Here is a 19,372-nt window from a genome sequence, read left to right as displayed (position 1 = left end):
AAGGTGGCTTCCATGACGAAGCTCGGTCTTCCGGACGGTATCCAAGCCTGCCTCTTCGACCTCGACGGGGTCATCACCAAGACCGCCGTCGTCCACGCGGCCGCGTGGAAACGCGTCTTCGACGACTTCCTGCGCCAACGGGACGGGGACGGCTTCCGGCCCTTCGACGACGCCGACTACGACGAGCAGGTGGACGGGCGGCCCCGCGCGGACGGCGTGCGCGCCTTCCTCGCCTCCCGCGGCATCGAGCTGCCCGAGGGCACCCCCGACGACCCGCCCGACCGGCAGACCGTCCACGGCCTCGGCAACCGCAAGAACGACCTTCTCCTCGAACTGATCCGCACCCAGGGCGTCCAGGCGTACGACGGCACCATCCGCTTCGTCGAGGCCGCTCGCTCCGCCGGGCTGCGCACGGCCGTCGTCTCCTCCAGCGCCAACTGCCGCGACGTCCTGCGCTCGATCGGCGCGGAGCACCTCTTCGACGTCCGCGTCGACGGGGTGGTGGCCGCCGAGCGGCGACTGCCGGGCAAACCGCGCCCCGACACCTTCCTGGCCGCCGCCCACGACCTGGGCGTCCGCCCCGAGGACGCCGCCGTCTTCGAGGACGCCCTCGCCGGCATGGACGCCGGGCGCTCGGGCCACTTCGGGTACGTCGTCGGCGTGGACCGCGTGGGCCAGGCGGACGCGCTGCGCGCCCACGGCGCCGACACCGTCGTACGCGACCTGGAGGAGCTGACGGGGACGGGGGAGCGCCCGTGATCACCCACACCTCCTACGCCGTCGAGCCCTGGACGCTGCGCGAGCGCGGCTTCCACCCCGACGTCCTTCCCCAGAGCGAGTCCGTGTTCGCGCTGTCCAACGGGCACGTCGGCTGGCGCGGCAACCTGGACGAGGGGGAACCGCACGGACTGCCGGGCTCCTACCTCAACGGTGTCCACGAGGTGCATCCGCTGCCCTACGCCGAGGCGGGCTACGGCTATCCGGAGTCCGGCCAGACCGTCATCGACATCACCAACGGCAAGATCATCCGCCTGCTCGTGGACGACGAGCCCTTCGACCTGCGCTACGGCCGGCTGCGCGCGCACGAGCGCGAACTCGACCTGCGCACCGGCCTGCTCACCCGGACCTGCGAGTGGACCTCGCCGGCCGGAGCCACGGTCCGGGTGCGCTCCACCCGGCTGGTCTCCTTCACCCAGCGCGCCATCGCCGCCGTCGCCTTCGAGGTGGAGGCCGTCGACGCACCGGTGCGGATCGTCGTGCAGTCCGAACTCGTGGCGAACGAGCAACTGCCCGGGCACGACGGGGACCCACGCGCCGCCGCCGTGCTCCAGTCACCGCTGGAGTCGGAGGAGCACTTCGCCAAGGACGCCCGGCTGCGGCTCGTGCACCGCACCCGCCGCAGCGGTCTGAGGGTCGGCGCGGCGGCCGATCACACCGTCAGCGGCCCCGAGCCCACCACCACCGAGAGCGAGGCGAGCGGCGACCTGGCCCGCCTCACCGTCGCCAGCGCGCTCCAGCCGGGTGAGCGACTGCGTGTGGAGAAGTTCGTGGCCCACGGCTGGTCCGGCACCCGGTCGCTGCCCGCCGTCAGCGACCAGGTCGACGCCGCGCTGGCCGCCGCCACCCGCGAGGGCTTCACCGGCCTGGTCGAGGCGCAGCGCGCCTTCCTGGACGACTTCTGGGCCCGCTCCGACGTCGAGGTGGACGGCGACGAGCAGATCCAGCAGGCCGTGCGGTTCGCCCTCTTCCACGTCCTGCAGGCCGGAGCCCGCGCGGAGCGGCGCGCCATCCCCGCCAAGGGGCTGACCGGCTCCGGGTACGACGGCCACGCCTTCTGGGACTCCGAGATGTTCGTGCTGCCGCTGCTCACCTACACCTCGCCCGACGCGGTCGCCGAGGCACTGCGCTGGCGGCAGAGCACGCTCCCGGCCGCCCGCGAGCGCGCCGTCCAACTCGGGCTGCGCGGAGCGGCCTTCCCCTGGCGGACCATCGAGGGTTCGGAGGGCTCCGCCTACTGGCCGGCCGGCACCGCCGCCTTCCATGTGAACGCGGGCATCGCGGACGCCGTCGTGCGCTACACGGCGGTCACCGGCGACACGGCCTTCGAACGCGACACCGGGGTGGAACTGCTGGTGGAGACCGCCCGGTTGTGGCGCTCGCTCGGCCACCACGACCACCACGGCGCGTTCCACCTCGACGGGGTGACCGGCCCGGACGAGTACAGCGCGGTGGCCGACGACAACACCTACACCAACCTGATGGCGCGGGCGAACCTGCTGGCCGCCGCCGACGCGGTGGAGCGCCATCCGCGCCGGGCGGCGCAACTGGGCGCCGACGAGGAGGAGAGCGCCGCCTGGCGGGACGCCGCCGAGGCGATGCACGTCCCGTACAACGACACCCTGGGCGTCCACGAGCAGCACGCGGGGTTCACCCGCTACCAGCGCTGGGACTTCGACGGGACCCGGCCCGACCAGTACCCGCTCCTGCTGCACTTCCCCTACTTCGACCTGTACCGCAAGCAGGTGGTCAAGCAGGCGGACCTGGTGCTGGCCATGTACACCTGCGGCCCCTTCTTCGACGCCGAGCACAAGGCGCGCAACTTCGCCTACTACGAGCCCCTCACCGTGCGGGACTCCTCCCTGTCGGCGTGCTGCCAGGCGGTCATGGCGGCGGAGACGGGCCATCTGCCGCTCGCCTACGAGTATCTGCGCGAGGCCGCGCTGATGGACCTGGAGGACCTGGAGCACAACACGAGGGACGGGCTGCACATCGCGTCGCTGGCCGGCACCTGGATGGCGCTCGTGGCGGGTTTCGGCGGACTGCGCCACCACGGCGAGCGGATCGCCTTCGCGCCGCGCCTGCCGGACAGGTTCAGCCGGCTCGCCTTCCGCCTGGAACTCGGGGGCCGCGGGCTGCGGGTGGAGATCGGCCGAGGCGCGGCCACCTACACCCTGCTCGGCGGTGAGCCGCTCACCGTCCACCACCACGGGGAGGCGGTCACGCTCGACGTCGACAAGCCCCGCACGCTCGACATCCCGCGACTTGCGGCCCTCCCCGCGCCGGACCAGCCGCCGCACCGGCGTCCCGGCGGCCGGGAGGGAGGCGGCGACGGGGACGACCGGGGCGACCGGGGCGACGCGTCCGGCTGAGGCCCGCACGATGCCGCCCGCCCGCCGCGGTGCGGGCGGCATCCGCTCACACGCTGTACCCGCCGTCCACCCCGAGCGCCTGGCCCGTGATGAACCCCGCCCGGTCCGAGGCGAGGAACGCGACGGCCTCCGCCACGTCCTGAGCGCGGCCGAAGCGCCCCAGCGGAATGTTCCGGCGGGCCGCCTCCAGGGCCCTCTCGTCCAGGTCACCGTCGGCGATCAGCCGGCTCGCCATGCCGTCCGACAGCATGCCGGGGGCCACACAGTTCACCCGCACCCCGTAGCGGCCCTCCTCGGCGGCCAGCGCCCGGGCCACCGCCTCGACCGCGCCCTTCGTGCCCGACGACAGCCCGTCCCGCACCGGGAAGCGGCGGGTGGCGACCGTGGTGACGGCGACGACGCTGCCCCGGCTCTCCCGCAGCCAGGGCAGCGCGGGATGCACCAGGTTGAAGAACGCCACGGCGTCCGCCTCCAGTTGCGCCCGGTACCGACCGGGGGAGACCTGGCTCAGATGCGTCATCGGCACGTGCGGGCCCGACGCGTGGACGAGGGTGTGGATGGCCCCGAACGCCTCGCCCGTGTCGTCCACCGCCTTCGCCGCGGCCCTCTCGTCGGCCAGGTCGAGCCGGAGGGCGAGGCAGCGCCGCCCCGCCCCGCGCACCTCGGCGGCGAGCGACCGGGCCGCCTCCTCGTTCGCGCGGTAGGTGAACGCGACGTCGCAGCCACGCTCGGCCAGGGTCCTGACCACCGCCGCCCCGATGCCTCCCGTGCCGCCCGCCGTCAGCACGGCCCCCGCCCTGCACGCGAAATCCGCCGTCATCCGACGCCCCCGTCCCTCAGACCTGCCCGGCCTCCCCGGGCCACGCGCCGCGGCCTCGCGGCCCCCGGCCCGTCAGTCGGACAACGCCCCGGCACCCGGCCCGGGTTCCCCTGCCGGCAGGGCCGAGCGCATCGAGCGCAGGGCGAGCAGCAGTACGCCGATGTCGTCCAGGTAGACGGGATCGGGCAGCAGGTCGGTGGGCAGCACCAGATAGAGGACCGCGCCCCAGAAGACCCAGCGAGGCCCGGTGGGCAGTCCGGCCCGGCGCAGGTCGCGGCGCGTGCGCACCAGGCGCAGCAGCAGCGCCAGCGCCAGGCCGAGCACGGCCGCGGCGAGCACCGCGGCCACTACGAGCACGGTCCAGGTCGTGGAGTCCATCCGCAGCTCCGGGTATCCGTAGGAGTCGTCCACCCCTACGGATGCCCGGGTTCACGGCGGACAGTGCCCCTGCGGGGCCGGACTCACACGCTCGCGCACGGTCGCGCCGGCCGTCGTGCCCCGGCGGTCAGTGGCCGCGGGAGGTGCCGTTGTCCACCAGGGCCTGGCTGACCGCCCGCACGCTGCGGGCGATGTGCTGGAGCTGCATGACCTCGGCCGCGTACATCCTGATCGTGGTCTCGATGACCGACTCGGGCAGACCGAGCGCGGGAAGCTCCGCGCGGGCCGTCTGGAGTGCGGTGCGGGCCACCCGCACCTCCTGCTGCACCTGGATCTGCGCATGGCGGGCGAGCAGCACGGGGTGGCGGAGCAGGGACGGGTAGCTGGCGTACCGAGCGGGCACCAGTTCGCGCAGCCACCTGGCGGCCGAGCGCTCCCAGTCGTAGCTGCCGGGTGCTTTGACCTGGCACGGCCAGTCGGAGCTGGTCGGCGAGTAGGTCGTCATCAAGGCCATGATCTTCGCTTCCGGGTCACGTCGGCTCAGGATGCTGCGGCAGTTTGGGGGCGGCTCCGGTCTAGGGGAGGGCCGGAGCCGCCGCCGCGGACGCCCGCGCAGCGGGACCCGTACGGACGCCCGGGGCCCGTGGGTAGGAGCGGACTGCCTCGGTCGTCCATGCGGCGCGTCCCGGAGAACGGGAGCGCGATCCGCGAGCAGTATTTATATATACCGATGGGTACGCAAGGACATGAAAAAATTCATGCGTGGTTCGGGTGGAAACATCCCGTCATGTGAGGCGGCCGGACCGTCAGTCCTTGAGGAAGAATTGATGTTGGTCGGCGACCTGCTCGTACTCCTCCAGGCGCGCCTGGGTCCGCTCCGGGTCGGCGTCGGTCATGGCCTGGAGCAGCGCCGCGGCCATCAGCCCCGGGGCCGCGTACGAGTCGAACACCAGCCGCGAGCCCGTACCGGTGGCGAAGACGACGTCCGCCTCGTCGGCCAGCGGCCCGAGGCCCAGGTCCGTGATCAGGGCGACCTTCAGGCCCGCCGTGCGCGCGACCCGTACCGCGGTCAGGGTCTCCTGGGCGTGCCGGGGCATCGCGAACGCCAGCACCCAGGTACCGCCCGCCTCCCGGGACTGCAGCAGGGCGTCGTAGGCCACGCTGCCTCCCCGGGTCACCAGCCGTACGTCCGGGTGGATGCGCCGGGCGGCGTAGGCGAAGTACTCGGCGAGGGAGCCGGAGATCCTCAGGCCCAGCACCGTCAGCGGCGTCGACGCGGACAGCGCGCGGCCCGTGCCGATGACCTGCCCGGGATCGCCGAGGTCCCGGCGGAGGTTCTCCAGGTTCTCGATCTCGGCGTCCACGGCGGACTGCAATTCGTTGCTGCGGTGCTCGGCGGGCGTGCTCGGGCCGCTGCCCAGTGCGCCGAGGGCGATGGACTGGAGTTTCTCCCGCAGGGCGGGATACCCGCTGAAGCCGACGGCGGCGGCGAACCGGGTCACCGAGGGCTGGCTGACGCCGGCCCGCTCGGCCAGGTCCGTGATCGACAGGAACGCCGCCTCGGTGATGTTCTCGATCAGGTACTGGGCGATCCGGCGATGTCCCGGGGACAGCCGTGGACCATCGAACAACTGCCTGAGCTGGGACGTCGGCGCGGCACCCGTCTCGGGGGCCGCCCTCCCCGCAGTGATGGCAGAAGCCTGGGCGCGTGCCTTCTGCGGCGATGTCACCGGACCTCCTCCTCCGTGTCCTGACGCTTTTCAACATAGCTCACCAAACGCGCTGACCAGGGGGCTTACCAGGGATCGGGCGGCCGGCGTCCCGACAGGCGGTCGCGTTCCCCGCGCCGTACCGTCGTGCGTGGGGGCATCGGACCGGACGTATCCGGGCCGGTCAGCCAAGGAGAGGAGCGGGCCGTGGACTCGGACGCAGCGCACGCACCGCAGGTCGAGGTGGTGATCAGCGACTGCTCGGCGTCGGACGCCGGTCAGCTGTTCGCCGAACTGTGCCGGCACTTCGGCTCGGACCGCCGCGCCGAGGACATGCCGCAGGACTGCCATCAGGCCCGGCCCTCCGTGTGGACCGGGACCTTCGACATGTCGCGGGAGATCCCCGGCGGGACGTCGGCCCCGGGGGCCCTGTCGGGTCCGGTGACGGCCGAACTCCAGGGCGAGCCACGGGCGGTGGAGCGTCTGCGGCGCCTGCTCGACGAGACGTTCCTCGTCCACCAGCTGGGCGTGGTCGCGGGCGACCAGGAGGTCGACGTCGAGCTGCGGCTGGAGAACCGGGGCTGAACGTCCCCCCGCGTGCGCCGAGCGCGTGTGCGGCGCGCGCCGAGGGGCGTGCCGAGCACGGGTGCGGGCCGGGCCGGGTGCCAGACTGGGCGGCATGGAAGAGCGAGCATTCGCGAGGTCGGGGCAGCACGCGTCGGTGATCGGCCTGGGCACCTGGCAGCTGGGAGCGGACTGGGGCGACGTCGACGACAAGGACGCCCACGAGGTGCTGGAGGCGGCGGCGGAGTCCGGCGTCACGTTCTTCGACACCGCCGACGTCTACGGCGACGGGCGCAGCGAGCAGACCATCGCCGCCTTCCTGCTGGGGCGGCCCGACGTGCATGTGGAGGTGGCGACCAAGATGGGCCGCCGCCTGGACCAGCTCCCCGAGAACTACGTCCTGGACAACTTCCGCGCCTGGAACGACCGCTCGCGCCGCAACCTCGGTGTCGACCGCCTCGACCTGGTGCAGCTGCACTGCCCGCCGACGCCCGTCTACTCCAGCGACGAGGTGTACGACGCTCTGGACACGCTGGTCGCGGAGGAGCGGGTCGCCGCGTACGGCGTGAGCGTGGAGACCTGCGAGCAGGCGCTGACCGCGATCGCCCGCCCCCACGTGGCGAGCGTCCAGATCATCCTCAACCCGTTCCGGATGAAGCCCCTGCGCGAGGTCCTCCCGGCGGCGCGGGCGGCCGGCGTGGGCGTCGTCGCCCGCGTGCCGCTGGCCTCCGGCCTGCTGTCGGGCAGGTACACCCGCGACAGCGTGTTCCCCGTGAACGACCACCGGTCCTTCAACCGCCACGGCGAGGCGTTCGACCAGGGCGAGACGTTCTCCGGCGTCGACTTCGCCACGGGCGTGCAGGCGGCCGCCGAGTTCGCCGCGCTCGCCCCCGAGGGCTGGACGCCGGCGCAGCTGGCGCTCGCCTGGATCATCCAGCAGCCCGGAGTGACCACGGTCATCCCCGGCGCGCGCAACGCGGAGCAGGCCCACGCCAACGCGGCGGTCGGCCATCTGCCCGCACTGCCACGGGACACGCTGGAGGCGATCGAGGAACTGTACGACCGCCGGATCAAGAACCAGGTCGAGGACCGCTGGTAGCCGTGGTGGCGGGCCGGACGGTGCGACCGGGCGGGTGCCGCCCGGCTCAGGCACTCATACGGGCGGGGTGCGCCACGCGGTACGCGCCCCTGGCGACCGCCCGTACCCGGTAGGTGGTCTTGGCCCGGTCGACCACCGGGTCGCCGAGCAGGATCCGCCCCGCCGTGTGCAGCGCGTCGCACTCGTCGGTGGGCAGCGCCGTCGGACGCCCGCCCGACTGCCAGCAGCCCCATCGGCGCCGCCCGTTGGCGTGCACCGTGAGGAACACCGGCGCGTCCTGGTGGGTGATCAGGCGCAGCACTTCGGCAGCACGGGAACTGAGCCGAGGGCGCGTCATGGTGGTTCAGCCTTTCGGGCACGGGTGGACGGAGAGTCGTCCGGTGGGACGAACGGGATGATCTTCAGGGCGCATTGTGTCCGAGGGCACTGACATCGCGTACCCGGCTCGCCGGGACGCCATACCGGGCAAGGGAGTTGACACCCGCCGATGTGACTACCTTCACCCAGGTATGGCTGACCGTGATGAATTCGCTACGAGAAGAAGACGTAAAGGGTTGGGAAGAGACAACGAGACATCGTGGAGGCTTGCCGTGCGACCGTTCACCCTCGACTACGCCCAGCCCAGAGGGTTCGAGGCCGTGGTGACGCCGTATCACTTCGACTCCTCCCTGCAGTTGAACGTGCTCGCCGACGGCCGGCCCGCCGTCAGCGACCGCGAACTGCTCCTCGCGGCGGGCACCACGACCTCGACCGCCGGCTCGCAGACGCACTTCGACGACTGACGGCCCGTGCGCGCATGACGGTCCTCATCCTCACGTCGGAGCAGGACGTGACCGCCGACATGGTGGTGGCCCGGCTGCATGAGCGGAGCGTTCCCGTGATGCGCCTGGACCCCGCCGACATCCCCGGCCGGGCGGTCCTGTCCGCCGACTACGCCCATGGCGACTTCGACGGCCACCTCTCGGCGGGCGGGCACGTGTTGAGCATGGGGGGCCTGCGCTCGGTGTGGGTGCGCAGGCCGGGCGAACCGGCGGCGCACGCCGCCCACCCCTCGCCCTGGCTGACCGCCGAGACCCGCCAGGCCCTGTACGGCATGCTGTACTCGGCCCCCACCCGGTGGATGAACCACCCCCGCAAAGCCGACCAGGCCCGCTACAAGCCCTGGCAGCTGAGGGTCGCGCACCTGTCCGGGTTCGCCGTGCCGCCGACGGTCATCACCACGGCTCCGCGGGTGGCCCAGCAGTTCGCCGAGGAGAACGGGGACGTGGTCGTGAAGTCGGCCTCGGGGCCGCCTCCGGGAGAGCCGGCGCTGACCCTGCCGACCTCGCTCGTCGGCTCCGGCGCCGACTTCTCCTCCGTCGCGGCCGGTCCCGCGCTGCTGCAGCGCTACATCGCCAAACGGGCCGACATCCGGCTGACCTGCGTCGGGTCCCGGCTGTTCGGGGCCCGCAAGAGGGCGGAGCCCGGACAGGTCGACGGACGGGTCGGCGACACCGGGCACCCCTGGGAGGAGGTCCAGGTGCCCGACCGCGTCGCGAAGTCCGTCCGCGAGTACCTGTCGCTGTCCGGACTGGCCTACGCCGCCTTCGACTTCGCGGAGGACGAGGACGGGCTGTGGTGGTTCCTGGAGTGCAACCAGGGCGGCCAGTTCGGCTTCGTCGAGCTGGAGACCGGCCAGCCGATCGCGGAGGCGATCGCCCTGTGGCTGGCGGCGCGCCCGGCGGACGGCCGCGGCCCGGAGTGCCGCAGGTGAGCGCCCCCGGGGTCAGCCGGTGGTGGGGCGGAAGGTCCGCAGGATCACCTTCAGCGCCTGCTGGTCGGCGGCGCTGCCCGCCCCCGCCGCCGGCCGCGTCCACCGCAGCGAGAACCCGCGGCCGTCGCCGGGGAGGAAGCCCCGCCCGAACGTGCGCGAGCGGACCCCGTCCAGCGTCGACAGCCACTCCATGTCGGCGCCCGGGTGGCCCTGGTAGGTGACGGGCCGGATGTCGCCCACCCGGGCGTAGTCGGCGTACGTGCTGTTCAGGGAGGGCTCCACGCTCTCCCAGACCGCGACCGGGTCGGTGCTGGAGGTCACGCTGGCGGTCACCGCGAGCGTGCGCGGATCCCCGCTCGCCCCGAAGGTGATCCGGTAGGTTCCCTCGGCCGCCTTCTGGGTGCGGATGCGCGACCACCCCTGCGGCAGGTCGACGGAGAAGCCCTCCGGCGCCACGAAGGTCCGAAAGCCCGCGTCCGGGTTGCCGCCGCGTGAAGGGCTCGGCGACACCGGGGCGGGGGGCGCGGGAGGTGTGGTGGAGGGCGAGGCGCCGCGGCCGGTGGCGCCGCCGCCGGACGGCGTCGCGGTGGGGGCCGCGGCGGTCGGGGCGCTCGGGGCTGCCGGGGCGGTTCCCGCCCCGGAGCGCGACGGCAGCGGACCCGCCGTCGCGTCGTGCCCGCCGTCCGAGCCGCTCGCGGTGACGAGGACCGCGACGCAGCCGGCGGCGACGAGCCCCCCGCCGATCAGGACCGACCGCCGTACCGCCGGACGCCGCCACGCGCCGCCCGCCCGATGGGCCAGACGCCACGCCTCCGTCCACCGCGGCACCGACGTACCCGCGGCGCCCTCGTCCACCTCCTCGTTCACGATCCGGGTCAGTGAGGCGCGCACCACCGCCATCGGCACCCGCTCCCGCGCGTCCCGCCGCAGCAGTCCCGTGATGGCGGGCGCCAGGGGGCCGGCGCTCGTGGGGGAGCGCAGTGGCAGCCGCTCGACCCCGCGCAGGGTCGCCTCCACCGGGCCCCGGTCCTTGAACAGCGGACGCCCCTCCACCATCGCGTACAGCAGCGCCCCGAGTGCCCACTGGTCGGCCGCGGGGCCCGCGCTCGTACCCCGCGCCTGCTCGGGGGAGGCGTAGGCGGGCGCGGTGAGCCGCTGGGTCACGGACGCGCCCACCAGCCCGAACCCGGTCAGCACGACACCGCCGTCCCTCCGCACGAACACCTGGCCGGGGCTCAGGTCGCCGTGGGTCGTCCCCTGGTGGTGCGCGGCCTCCAGCACCTCGACGATCCCCAGGCCGAGCCGGGCCGCGCGGACGACGCCGACGGGGCCGCGTTCCAGGACCGACCCGAGCGGTGTCCCCTCGATCCGGTCCGTCACCAGCCACAGGACACCGCCCGTGTCGACCACGTCGAGGACGGTCGCGACCCGGCCCGGGCAGTGCAGCTCCATCGCCTCCGAGGCGCGCAGGATCCGCGTGGCCCTGCGGCCGACCTGGTCGTCGGGGCCCGCGGGCGCGGGCCATGACCCGATGAGCGAGACCGGGCGCCCGAGCCCGATGTCCTCACCCAGCCGGACACTGCGGCCCGGCTCCTCGTGGACGACGTCGAGCGGCCGGTACCGCCCGGCGATCAACTCCTGTGTGGGGCCCTGCCCGTGGTCCATCGTCATCCCTCGCTGCGCAGCGGACTGTCGCGTCGCAAGGTGGTACGGCGGGCGTGACGGTGGGTGTTCAACGCACGGCGATTTCGCCGGCCGATTTTCTGCCGACTCCGCGCGCCTCGCCCGTACGTGCGAAAACGAGGCCTGGTTCTACTCGCGGGTAGGTTACCGTCGGTCACCGTCGCGGCCCCGGTCGCAGCCCCGGCCGGGGCTCCGATTCAGCCGATCGTCTGCGCCCAGTCGGCCGGCACCCGGCCCGCCGGCCCCGGTGTGGGCTGCTCCGAGGGGTGGCTGAGCGGGGGAGCGAGCTCGGGCCCCGAGTCGTACAACTCGGATGTGGTGAAGTCCCAGAACCAGTCCTCACCCGGCTCGAAGCTGCGGATGAACGGATGGCCGGTGGCCTGGAAGTGCGCCGTGGCGTGCTTGCCCGGGGAGTCGTCGCAGCAGCCGATGTGCCCGCACTGCGCGCACCGGCGCAGATGGAACCACCAGCCGCCCGCCGCGTCGCACTCCACACAGCCGGTTCCGCTCGGCGGGGTGTCCGGGTCGATGCCGTTCGGTGTGCTCATGATCCCTCCGGTGATGCCTCCGGTGAGGCGCCGAAGGCCGACGGCTCGGCCGCCTCCGGCTCGATGGCGTCGGACTGCGGGGCACCCAGCGGCAGCCGGACCTGGAAGCGGGTGTCGCCCGGCACCGACCGGACGTCCAGGCTGCCGTGGTGCTTGTTGACGACGATGCGCCAGGAGATGTCCAGGCCGAGCCCGGTGCCGTGGCCCACCGGCTTGGTGGTGAAGAACGGGTCGAAGATGCGGTTGCGGATGTCCGCCGGCACCCCGGTGCCCGTGTCCCGGAACTCGACCAGCAGCCGGTCGCGGTCCAGTGCGGTCCGCACCGTCAACGTCCCTTCGTGCCCTGTGTCGTTGATGGCCGAGACCGCGTTGTCGATGAGGTTGGTCCACACCTGGTTGAGTTCACCCGGGTAGGCGGGAACGCTCGGCAGGCTGCGGTCGTAGTCCTTGACCACGGTGACGCCCTTACCGATCTTCCCGGACAGCATCAGCAGCGTGCTGTCGAGGAGTTCGTGCACGTCGGCGTTCTGGAACGGCGCCCGGTCCAGCTGGGAGTACTGCCGGGCCGCGTTGACGAGCGTGGAGACCCGGGTCGTGGAGTCCTCGATCTCGTTCATGAGGAGTTCGGTCTCCACCGTGTAGTTCAGCCACCGCACCGCGCTCTCCAGGGTCCGCTCGTCCACCGCCGCTGCGACCTGGTCGAGCCAGTCGGTGTCGAGCCCGGCCTGCACGAAGGTCGGCGCGAGCTGCCAGGCGTCCCCGATGCCGTGGTCCTCCAGCCAGTCGCCGATCGCGTCCTCGCGGTCGGTCGCCTCCAGCGGACTCAGCGGCTTCGCCTTGGCGACCTGCTCCGCCGTCCGCTCCTGCACCTCCACCAGGGTCAGCAGCGACTCCGGCTCATAGCGTCCATGGGCGATGACGCCCAGCTTGTGCCGCATCCCGGCGACCCGCTCGCGCAGCGCCGCGGTGGCGCTGACGGCCGCGGCCGCGGGGTTGTTGAGCTCATGGGTCAGGCCCGCGGACAGGGAGCCGAGAGCCAGCAGCCGCTCCCGCTGGTTGATGACCTGCTGGGTGTTCTGGGAGCCGAAGAACAGCCCCTCCAGCAGATGGACGGCCATGGGGAACCAGTCCCGCATGATCGCGGAGAAGGTGTCGGCGGGCAGCACGAAGAACCGCGAGGGCTCGGTGACCCGCATCGATCCCGTGTACTTCGCCCCCCGTGCCCGCTCGCCCAGATACGCCTGGAAGGCGCCCGCGTACACGCCGCGCTGCGAGGACCGCGAGACCTCCACGTCGTCGGCGCCCACCCGGCGGGTGAGCACCAGCGTCCCGTCCAGCAGGACGAAGAAGCAGGTCGCCGCGTCGCCCTCGGTGTACACCGGGCCGGCCTCGAACTCCTCGACCCGGCCCTCCCGGCACAGCCGCGCCAACTGGGCGTCGTCCAGCTTCTCGAACAGGAAGAGCGTCCTCAGCTCGGTCGGGTCGCAGGACACGGTGCGGCCGTTCACGGCGTCGTCCCGCGTGGTGCGTTCATGACTGCTCCAGATACCGGTGGGCGAGCATCACGGCCATGGCGCCCTCGCCCACCGCGGAGGCGACCCGCTTGGCCGACTCGGCGCGGGCGTCGCCCGCCACGAACACGCCGGGGACGTTGGTCTCCAGATGGTAGGGGGGACGCTCCAGTTCCCAGCCGGGCGGCGGATGCCCGTCACTGGTCATGTCGGGGCCGGTCAGGATGAAGCCGTGCCGATCCCGCAGCACCGTCCCCTCCAGCCAGTCCGTGAGCGGGGCCGCCCCGATGAACACGAACAGCCACTGCGCGTCGACGAGTTCGGCGTGACCGGTCGTCGTGTCCCGCAACGTCAGCTGCTCCAGGTGGCCCTCGCCGTGGGCCGCTTCCACCACCGTGGCGGCGCGCACCGTGATGGTGGGCGACTCCGCGACCTGCTCGACCAGGTAGTGCGACATCGTCGCCGACAGCGAGGGGCCCCGCACCAGCAGGGTGACCGACTTGGCGCCCCGGGACAGGTACATCGCCGCCTGCCCCGCGGAGTTGGCGCCGCCGACGATGTAGACGTCCTGCCCCGAACAGGCCGGAGCCTCCGTCAGCGACGAGCCGTAGTAGACGCCGCACCCCGTCAACTCCGCCAGCCCCGGCGCCTGCAGCTGCCGGTACGACACCCCGGTCGCCAGGATCACGCTGTGCGCGGCGATCGCCGACCCGTCGGAGAACCGCACGATGCGCGCCGCGCCGTTGACCTCCAGGGCGCACACCTCGCGCGCGGTGAGGATCTCCGCGCCGAACTTCTTCGCCTGCCTGCGTGCCCGGTCCGTCAGCTGCGCACCCGACACCCCGTCAGGGAAGCCCAGGTAGTTCTCGATCCGTGAACTCTGGCCGGCCTGCCCGCCGGTGGCCGACCGCTCCACCAGCAGCGTCCGCAGCCCCTCCGAGGCCCCGTACACCGCCGCCCCGAGCCCGGCGGGTCCGCCGCCGATGACCACGAGGTCGTAGAAGTCCGTGGTCGGTGTCGTCGCGAGCCCCACGTGGACCGCGAGTTCCGCCTCGTCCGGCTCCACCAGCGGGGTGCCGTCCGGGGTGACGACGAGCGGCAGCCGCTCCCCGTCCTGTCCGGCCGCGGCCAGCAGCCGCCCGCCCTCCGGTGTGTCCACCGAGAACCAGCGGTACGGCACCTGGTTGCGGGCCAGGAACTCCCGCACCCGCGACGAGCGCGCCGACCAGCGGTGTCCCACCACCTTCGTGGCGGGGACCGGCCGGTAGTCGGAGGTGCGCCACGCCTCGAGAAGGTCGTCGAGGACCGGGTAGAGCTTCTCCTCCGGCGGATCCCACGGTTTGAGGAGGTAGTGGTCGAGGTCGATGACGTTGATCGCGTCGATGGCCGCGTTGGTGTCCGCGTACGCGGTCAGCAGCACCCGGCGCGCGCCGGGGTAGACGTCCAGGGCCTGTTCGAGGAACTCGATGCCGTTCATCTGGGGCATCCGGTAGTCGGCCATGATGACGGCCACCAGATCGCCCCGCAGCTTCAGCTCGCGCAGGGCCTCCAGCCCGCTCGCGCCGGACTCGGCACGCACGATCCGGTACGACTGGCCGTACCGGCGCCGCAGGTCACGGGCCACGGCGCGCGAGACCCCGGGGTCGTCGTCCACGGTCAGGATGACGGTCCGTGCCGCTGCGCTGGCAGCCTGTGCCATAAAGTCTCCCGCCCCGAACTCGTCGGCGTCCCGCCCATCGTAAGGTCGATTCACCGGTTTCGCTCCTGAACTCCGGGAGCGGGCGGATCGGTAGCGTGGGGAGTGTGCAGTTCGTGAACAGGGAGGCAGCGACATGACCCGCCCCATCACCGTGGGAGTGGACGGATCACCGGAGAGTGCCGCGGCGGCGGCGTGGGCGGCCCGCGAGGCGGTGCGCCGCGACCGTCCGCTGCGGATCGTGCACGCCTGGCAGTGGGAGCCCTACGAGATCGTGCCGAGCGCGGACCGCGACGCCGTCGCCGGCTGGGCGCGCCGGACCGTCGACGAGGCCCGCGCCGCCGCCACCGCGCGGCATCCGGAACTGACCGTGGTCGCCGAGGCGGTGGAGGGCCCGGCGGTCGACCTCCTGGTCGCCGAGGCGGCCGGCGCCGACCTGCTGGTGCTGGGCTCGCGCGGACACGGCGCCGTGGTGGGGTTCCTCGTGGGCTCCGTGGGGCAGCAGGTGATCGCCGAGGCCGCCGGGCCCGTGGTGCTGGTCCGCTCCGACGACCGGCCGGCGGCGGAGGCCGCGGGCCGGGAGGTCGTCGTGGGCCAGCACGGCGCCCCCGAGGACGGCGCCCGTGCCCTCGAGGTCGCCTTCGCCGCCGCGGCGGCCAGGGGCGCGGACCTGCGGGTCGTACGGGCCTGGAGCCTGCCGCCCGTGTTCGCCTACAGCCCCGCCTCGATGCAGCTCCTGGACGAGGCCGGCGGACTCGAACCCATCGAGCGCAAGGCCCTGGACGAGGCGCTGGAGCCCTGGCGGAAGCGCTTCCCGCGCGTGCGGGTCATCGAGCACGTGGAGATGGGCAGCGCCGCGCAGGTGCTGCTCTCCACGGCCGCGGACGCGCAGCTCGTGGTGGTCGGCCGGCACGCCTCCCGGGCGGTGGGGCCCCGTGTGGGTTCCGTGGCCCACGCCCTGGTGCACCACGCGCCCTGCCCCGTGGCGGTCGTCCCGCCCGCCTGACGCGCGGACGGGGCCGGCCTACGCCTGGTCCGCGCCCCGCACGGTCCGGTCCAGGAGCGCCAGCATCTCGCTCCAGTGGCGCTCGTCGGCCTCCCGGTCGTAGTGGGCGGTGTCGACCTGGGTGTAGCCGTGCGGCGCGCCCGAGTAGACCTCGCTGCGGTGGCGGACGCCGGCCTCGGTCAGCGCCTTGTCCAGCCGCTCGACCTGCTCGGGCGGCATGGAGGGGTCGTCGTCGGCGTGCCCGAAGTACACCTCGGCGGTGACCCGGTCGGCCACCAGGTGCGGGCTGTCGGGCGTGTCCGCCGCCAGGCGCCCGCCGTGGAACCCGGCCACGGCGGCGACCCGCTGCGGACGGACGGCGGCGGTGCGCAGCGCCAGTCGGGCGCCCATGCAGTATCCGGTCACACCGATCGGGCCGTCGGCCGCCTGCGGGCAGTCGGCGAGCCAGTCCAGGTAGGCCTCGGCGTCCTGGTCGGCCCGCTCCGGCGTCAGCGCCTGCATCAGCGGCATGATCCTCTGGAACAGTTCCGGGCGCTCGGAGGGGTCGATGAACTCGGGGAGTTCGACCACGGGCGCCCGCCCGGCGCGGTAGAAGACGTTCGGTACGAGGACGGTGTAGCCGTGCCCGGCCAGCCGGTCGGCCATCGCCTTCAGGCTGGGGCGCAGCCCGAAGGCGTCCATGTAGAGCAGCACCGCGGGGTGCGGGCCCTGGTCGTCCGGGTGCGCCAGGTAGGCGTCGGCGGTGCCGTCCTCGGTGGTGATGGCCACGGACGTCCCACGGGTGGAGGTCATGCCGGGTGCTCCTGCCTGTGCCGGCGTCCGGCCGCAGGGGGCGGCCGGTCCTTCGGAGATCATCATCGCAACGGCCCCCGGCTCCCGCCGCCCCGGGTGCGACGCGGCGTTCACCCCGGCGGCTCGTCCTGCGCGGCGTCGTACGAACCGGGCGGCGGGTGGCGGCGGGTGGCCAGCAGGAGCGCGATGTCGTCCGGGCGGTCGGGGGTGCGGCACGCCCGCTCGATGAGCCGGTCCGCGATGTCCGCGAGCACCGCGCCGCCGTGCCGGTCGCCGACCTCGCCCGCACGGCTCAGGGCCCTGCGCAGGATCTCGACCCCGTCGTCGATGTCGGTGCCCGGCTGCTCCACCAGCCCGTCGGTGTACAGCGCGAGCACGGCCCCCGGCTCCAGCCGCAGATGGGTCACCGGGTACCGGGCGCCCGGATCCACGCCGAGGACCAGTCCGCCCGGCAGGTCGAGGACTTCCGTCTGCCCTTCGGGGGCGCGCAGCAGGGGCTGGGGATGCCCGGCCCGCACGGCGCGGGCGTGACCGGTGACCGGGTCCAGCCGGACGTAGACGCAACTGGCGAACTGGCCCGGGTCGAGGTCGATGAGCAGCCGGTTGGTCCCGCTCATCACCTGATGCGGGGCGAGGTCGCTCAAGGCGAACGCCCGCACCGCGCTGCGCAGTTGGCCCATCGTGGCCGCCGCCTGCACCCCGTGCCCCTGGACGTCGCCGATGACCAGGGCCAGCCCGTCGCCGGCCTCGATGACGTCGTACCAGTCGCCGCCCACGTCCATGCCCTGGGTGCCCGGCAGATAGCAGCCCGCGGTCTCCACCTGCGGATGGGTGGACAGCCGGTGCGGCAGCAGCGCCTCCTGGAGGCCGCGGGCGAGGGCGGTCTCGGAGTCGTAGCGCCGGGCCCGTTCCAGCGCCTGGGCGATCAGGCCGGCCAGCGCGGTGAGCACCGTGCGCTCCTCGGAGCTGAAGGCACGCGGGCGCTCGAAGCCGAGGATGCAGGAGCCGACGGGGCGCCCGGAGGCGATCAGCGGCAGGAAGGCCCGGGAGCCGACGGTGGTGTCGAGCGGCATGCCCGGATAGGCCGCCGCCATCCGGTCCATGGACTCGAAGAACAGGGGACGGCCGGTGGTGAGGGTCTCCACGCCGGGCAGCTTGACGTCCAGGCCCACCCCCTCGAACTGCGACAGGAACCGGGGTGGGAAACCCGTCTCCCAGGCCAGGTGGAGATGCCGCTCGTGCAGCAGGTAGATGGCCAGTCGGCCGCCGCCGAACGCGGGCAGCAGCTCCCGCATCACCACTTCGGACACCTGCCGGGCGGTCACCGCCTCCGACAGCGCGATGGCGAGGGCGACGGGGCGGTACACGGGCGCGGGGGTGTCCCACGCGCCCACCGCTCCCGCCACCGCGGCCGCCGCCTCGCCCAGGGTGGGCGCCTCGGCGCTCTGCCCGAGCGGCACGACCCGGCAGGTCAGGACGTCCGGACCGGGATAGACCGACAGCGTCAGGCCGCTGCCGTCCTCGTCCGCCGTGGGCCGCCGTACCTGGAAGTGCACCGGCTCCGGTGCCAGCAGCGCGGCCCGCAGGTGGTCCTCGTACGCGGGCCGGTCCAACCAGGGCAGGGCTTCCCACAGAGGCCTGCCCACCAGCTGCGAGCGCGCGGCGCCCAGCAGTTCGGCGGCCTTCGGGTTGACGTAGGTGATCAGGCCGATCCGGTCGAAGGCGAAGACACCGTTCGGCAGGAGGTCCATGGCCCCCTCCGCCGGGCTGCCGGGCCCCGGCTCGACCACCAGCCCGCCCACGGTGCCCTTCGACCCCGCCGCCCGTTCGGGCCACAGCTCCAGCATCCGCTGCCGGCCGCTGCCGGACCGTACGCGCAGGGGGCCGGGCGGCGCGGTGCCCGCGGCGGCCTCCCGCAGGGCGGTCAGCACCAGATGGACGTCGTCGGCGGAGAGGGCGGCGGCCAGGTCGTCGGCTGAGCGCGCGGCGCCGTCCTCGCCGCACCCGGTCAGCCGACGGAAGGCGTCGTCGGCGGTGAGCGCCGCACCGTCCGGGTCCCAGCTGAAGCGCCCGATGAGCCCGGGGTCCAGGCCCACGGCGGGCGGCCGCACGCACAGGGGCTCCGCGTCCCAGGTCACCGGCACGCCGTCCGCCTCCAAGGTGCTGAGGGCTGTGCCGAGGCGGTCCGCGACGGTGGTCATCCGGCTTCGCTCCGGCACCTTCTCGGTACGGTCCGCGACCGGGGTCCGCAGCACGCTCAGGACGCCGTACGTCGTCGTTCCGCTCAGCACCGGCACATGGACCGAGCCGAAGTGGAACGGCAGCCCTGCGGCGAGCTGCGGGTAGCGCCGCATCGTCTCCGCCGAGTCGGCGAGGACGATCGGGGTGCCGTGCCGGTAGGCGTCCGACACCGGGAACTGGCGGTCCAGGTGCAGCCGCGACCACGGCCCGAAGAGCGGCCCCGGCAGTCCGGCGAGGACGGCCAGACGCAGCACGGCGGGTGTGGCGGAGCGCAGGTACACCCCGCCCGCGAAGCCGCCGGCGGCGTGTACGGCGTCCGCCACGGCGCCGGTCAGCACGGCGGTCGGCGTCCCGGGCGCGCTGTCCGCGCGCTCGGCGCTCCCTTGCATCGATCTGCCCTCGCCCGGGCCGTCGGTTGCCTGT

Annotated in this window: 18 protein-coding genes; 7 read left to right on the top strand and 11 right to left on the bottom strand. The window is 73.5% G+C overall.

What is annotated here, in order from left to right; all coding sequences use genetic code 11:
- The first annotated feature begins 12 nt into the window (after window positions 1–12).
- Window positions 13–759, top strand: a complete 747-nt coding sequence (locus AB0C59_RS24250) for a beta-phosphoglucomutase family hydrolase (protein WP_363007920.1) — start codon at window positions 13–15, stop codon at window positions 757–759.
- Entirely contained in the window at window positions 756–3,149 is a 2,394-nt protein-coding gene (locus AB0C59_RS24245; protein WP_363007918.1) for a glycosyl hydrolase family 65 protein, read from the top strand. The genes AB0C59_RS24250 and AB0C59_RS24245 overlap by 4 nt, the downstream gene beginning before the upstream one ends.
- A 46-nt stretch (window positions 3,150–3,195) precedes the next feature.
- On the opposite strand, the gene AB0C59_RS24240 is transcribed toward AB0C59_RS24245, so the two are convergent.
- The 4 genes from AB0C59_RS24240 to AB0C59_RS24225 form a co-directional block, all read right to left on the bottom strand.
- A complete protein-coding gene (locus AB0C59_RS24240; RefSeq protein WP_363007916.1) occupies window positions 3,196–3,969 on the bottom strand; it encodes an SDR family oxidoreductase in 774 nt (257 codons plus the stop codon).
- 72 nt (window positions 3,970–4,041) lie between these two features.
- Window positions 4,042–4,347, bottom strand: a complete 306-nt coding sequence (locus AB0C59_RS24235; protein WP_363007914.1) for a YkvA family protein — start codon at window positions 4,345–4,347, stop codon at window positions 4,042–4,044.
- 127 nt (window positions 4,348–4,474) lie between these two features.
- Window positions 4,475–4,861 carry a hypothetical protein gene (locus AB0C59_RS24230; protein WP_363007912.1) on the bottom strand — a complete coding sequence of 129 codons (387 nt, stop codon included), beginning with the start codon at window positions 4,859–4,861 and terminating at the stop codon, window positions 4,475–4,477.
- A 292-nt stretch (window positions 4,862–5,153) separates the two neighbouring features.
- On the bottom strand, window positions 5,154–6,077 hold the full coding sequence (locus AB0C59_RS24225; protein ID WP_363007910.1) for a MurR/RpiR family transcriptional regulator: 924 nt from the start codon (window positions 6,075–6,077) through the stop codon (window positions 5,154–5,156).
- A gap of 186 nt (window positions 6,078–6,263) precedes the next feature.
- Between AB0C59_RS24225 and AB0C59_RS24220 the strand changes: the two genes are divergently transcribed.
- Both AB0C59_RS24220 and AB0C59_RS24215 read left to right on the top strand, forming a co-directional pair.
- Window positions 6,264–6,641: a hypothetical protein gene (locus AB0C59_RS24220; protein WP_363007908.1), complete on the top strand. Its 378-nt coding sequence runs from the start codon at window positions 6,264–6,266 to the stop codon at window positions 6,639–6,641.
- A 94-nt stretch (window positions 6,642–6,735) separates the two neighbouring features.
- Window positions 6,736–7,719: an aldo/keto reductase gene (locus AB0C59_RS24215; RefSeq protein WP_363007906.1), complete on the top strand. Its 984-nt coding sequence runs from the start codon at window positions 6,736–6,738 to the stop codon at window positions 7,717–7,719.
- A gap of 46 nt (window positions 7,720–7,765) precedes the next feature.
- Here AB0C59_RS24215 and AB0C59_RS24210 read toward each other — a convergent pair whose 3' ends face one another.
- On the bottom strand, window positions 7,766–8,056 hold the full coding sequence (locus AB0C59_RS24210) for a hypothetical protein (protein WP_363007904.1): 291 nt from the start codon (window positions 8,054–8,056) through the stop codon (window positions 7,766–7,768).
- A 253-nt stretch (window positions 8,057–8,309) separates the two neighbouring features.
- On the opposite strand from AB0C59_RS24210, the gene tgmA reads away from it, so the two are divergent.
- Together tgmA and tgmB are read left to right on the top strand one after the other, a co-directional pair.
- Complete coding sequence (gene tgmA, locus AB0C59_RS24205) at window positions 8,310–8,501, top strand: putative ATP-grasp-modified RiPP (RefSeq protein ID WP_363007902.1); 192 nt, start codon at window positions 8,310–8,312, stop codon at window positions 8,499–8,501.
- A 14-nt stretch (window positions 8,502–8,515) separates the two neighbouring features.
- On the top strand, window positions 8,516–9,472 hold the full coding sequence (gene tgmB, locus AB0C59_RS24200) for an ATP-grasp ribosomal peptide maturase (RefSeq protein ID WP_363007900.1): 957 nt from the start codon (window positions 8,516–8,518) through the stop codon (window positions 9,470–9,472).
- 12 nt (window positions 9,473–9,484) lie between these two features.
- On the opposite strand, the gene AB0C59_RS24195 is transcribed toward tgmB, so the two are convergent.
- From AB0C59_RS24195 to AB0C59_RS24180, 4 genes are all read right to left on the bottom strand, one after another.
- The gene (locus AB0C59_RS24195; protein WP_363007898.1) at window positions 9,485–11,137 is read right to left on the bottom strand and encodes a serine/threonine-protein kinase; all 1,653 of its coding nucleotides are present in this window, start codon (window positions 11,135–11,137) and stop codon (window positions 9,485–9,487) included.
- 215 nt (window positions 11,138–11,352) lie between these two features.
- The gene (locus AB0C59_RS24190; RefSeq protein ID WP_363007896.1) at window positions 11,353–11,703 is read right to left on the bottom strand and encodes a UBP-type zinc finger domain-containing protein; all 351 of its coding nucleotides are present in this window, start codon (window positions 11,701–11,703) and stop codon (window positions 11,353–11,355) included.
- On the bottom strand, window positions 11,700–13,211 hold the full coding sequence (locus AB0C59_RS24185) for an ATP-binding protein (protein WP_363007894.1): 1,512 nt from the start codon (window positions 13,209–13,211) through the stop codon (window positions 11,700–11,702). Before AB0C59_RS24185 ends, AB0C59_RS24190 begins: the two co-directional genes overlap by 4 nt.
- A gap of 22 nt (window positions 13,212–13,233) precedes the next feature.
- Window positions 13,234–14,913, bottom strand: a complete 1,680-nt coding sequence (locus AB0C59_RS24180) for an FAD-dependent oxidoreductase (RefSeq protein WP_363007892.1) — start codon at window positions 14,911–14,913, stop codon at window positions 13,234–13,236.
- Window positions 14,914–15,046: 133 nt separating this feature from the next.
- Here AB0C59_RS24180 and AB0C59_RS24175 point away from each other — a divergent pair, with 133 nt between their 5' ends.
- Window positions 15,047–15,916 (top strand): universal stress protein, encoded by an 870-nt coding sequence (locus tag AB0C59_RS24175; protein WP_363007890.1) that lies wholly within the window; start codon window positions 15,047–15,049, stop codon window positions 15,914–15,916.
- Between the two features lie 18 nt (window positions 15,917–15,934).
- On the opposite strand, the gene AB0C59_RS24170 is transcribed toward AB0C59_RS24175, so the two are convergent.
- Both AB0C59_RS24170 and AB0C59_RS24165 read right to left on the bottom strand, forming a co-directional pair.
- The gene (locus AB0C59_RS24170) at window positions 15,935–16,708 is read right to left on the bottom strand and encodes a dienelactone hydrolase family protein (RefSeq protein ID WP_363007888.1); all 774 of its coding nucleotides are present in this window, start codon (window positions 16,706–16,708) and stop codon (window positions 15,935–15,937) included.
- 110 nt (window positions 16,709–16,818) lie between these two features.
- Entirely contained in the window at window positions 16,819–19,338 is a 2,520-nt protein-coding gene (locus AB0C59_RS24165) for a SpoIIE family protein phosphatase (protein ID WP_363007886.1), read from the bottom strand.
- Between the last annotated feature and the right edge of the window lie 34 nt (window positions 19,339–19,372).

This window comes from Streptomyces sp. NPDC048664 (assembly GCF_040650555.1).
Taxonomy (GTDB): Bacteria; Actinomycetota; Actinomycetes; order Streptomycetales; family Streptomycetaceae; genus Streptomyces.
Note: the sequence above shows the minus strand (reverse complement) of the source record. Positions and strands in the feature narration are given on the sequence as shown.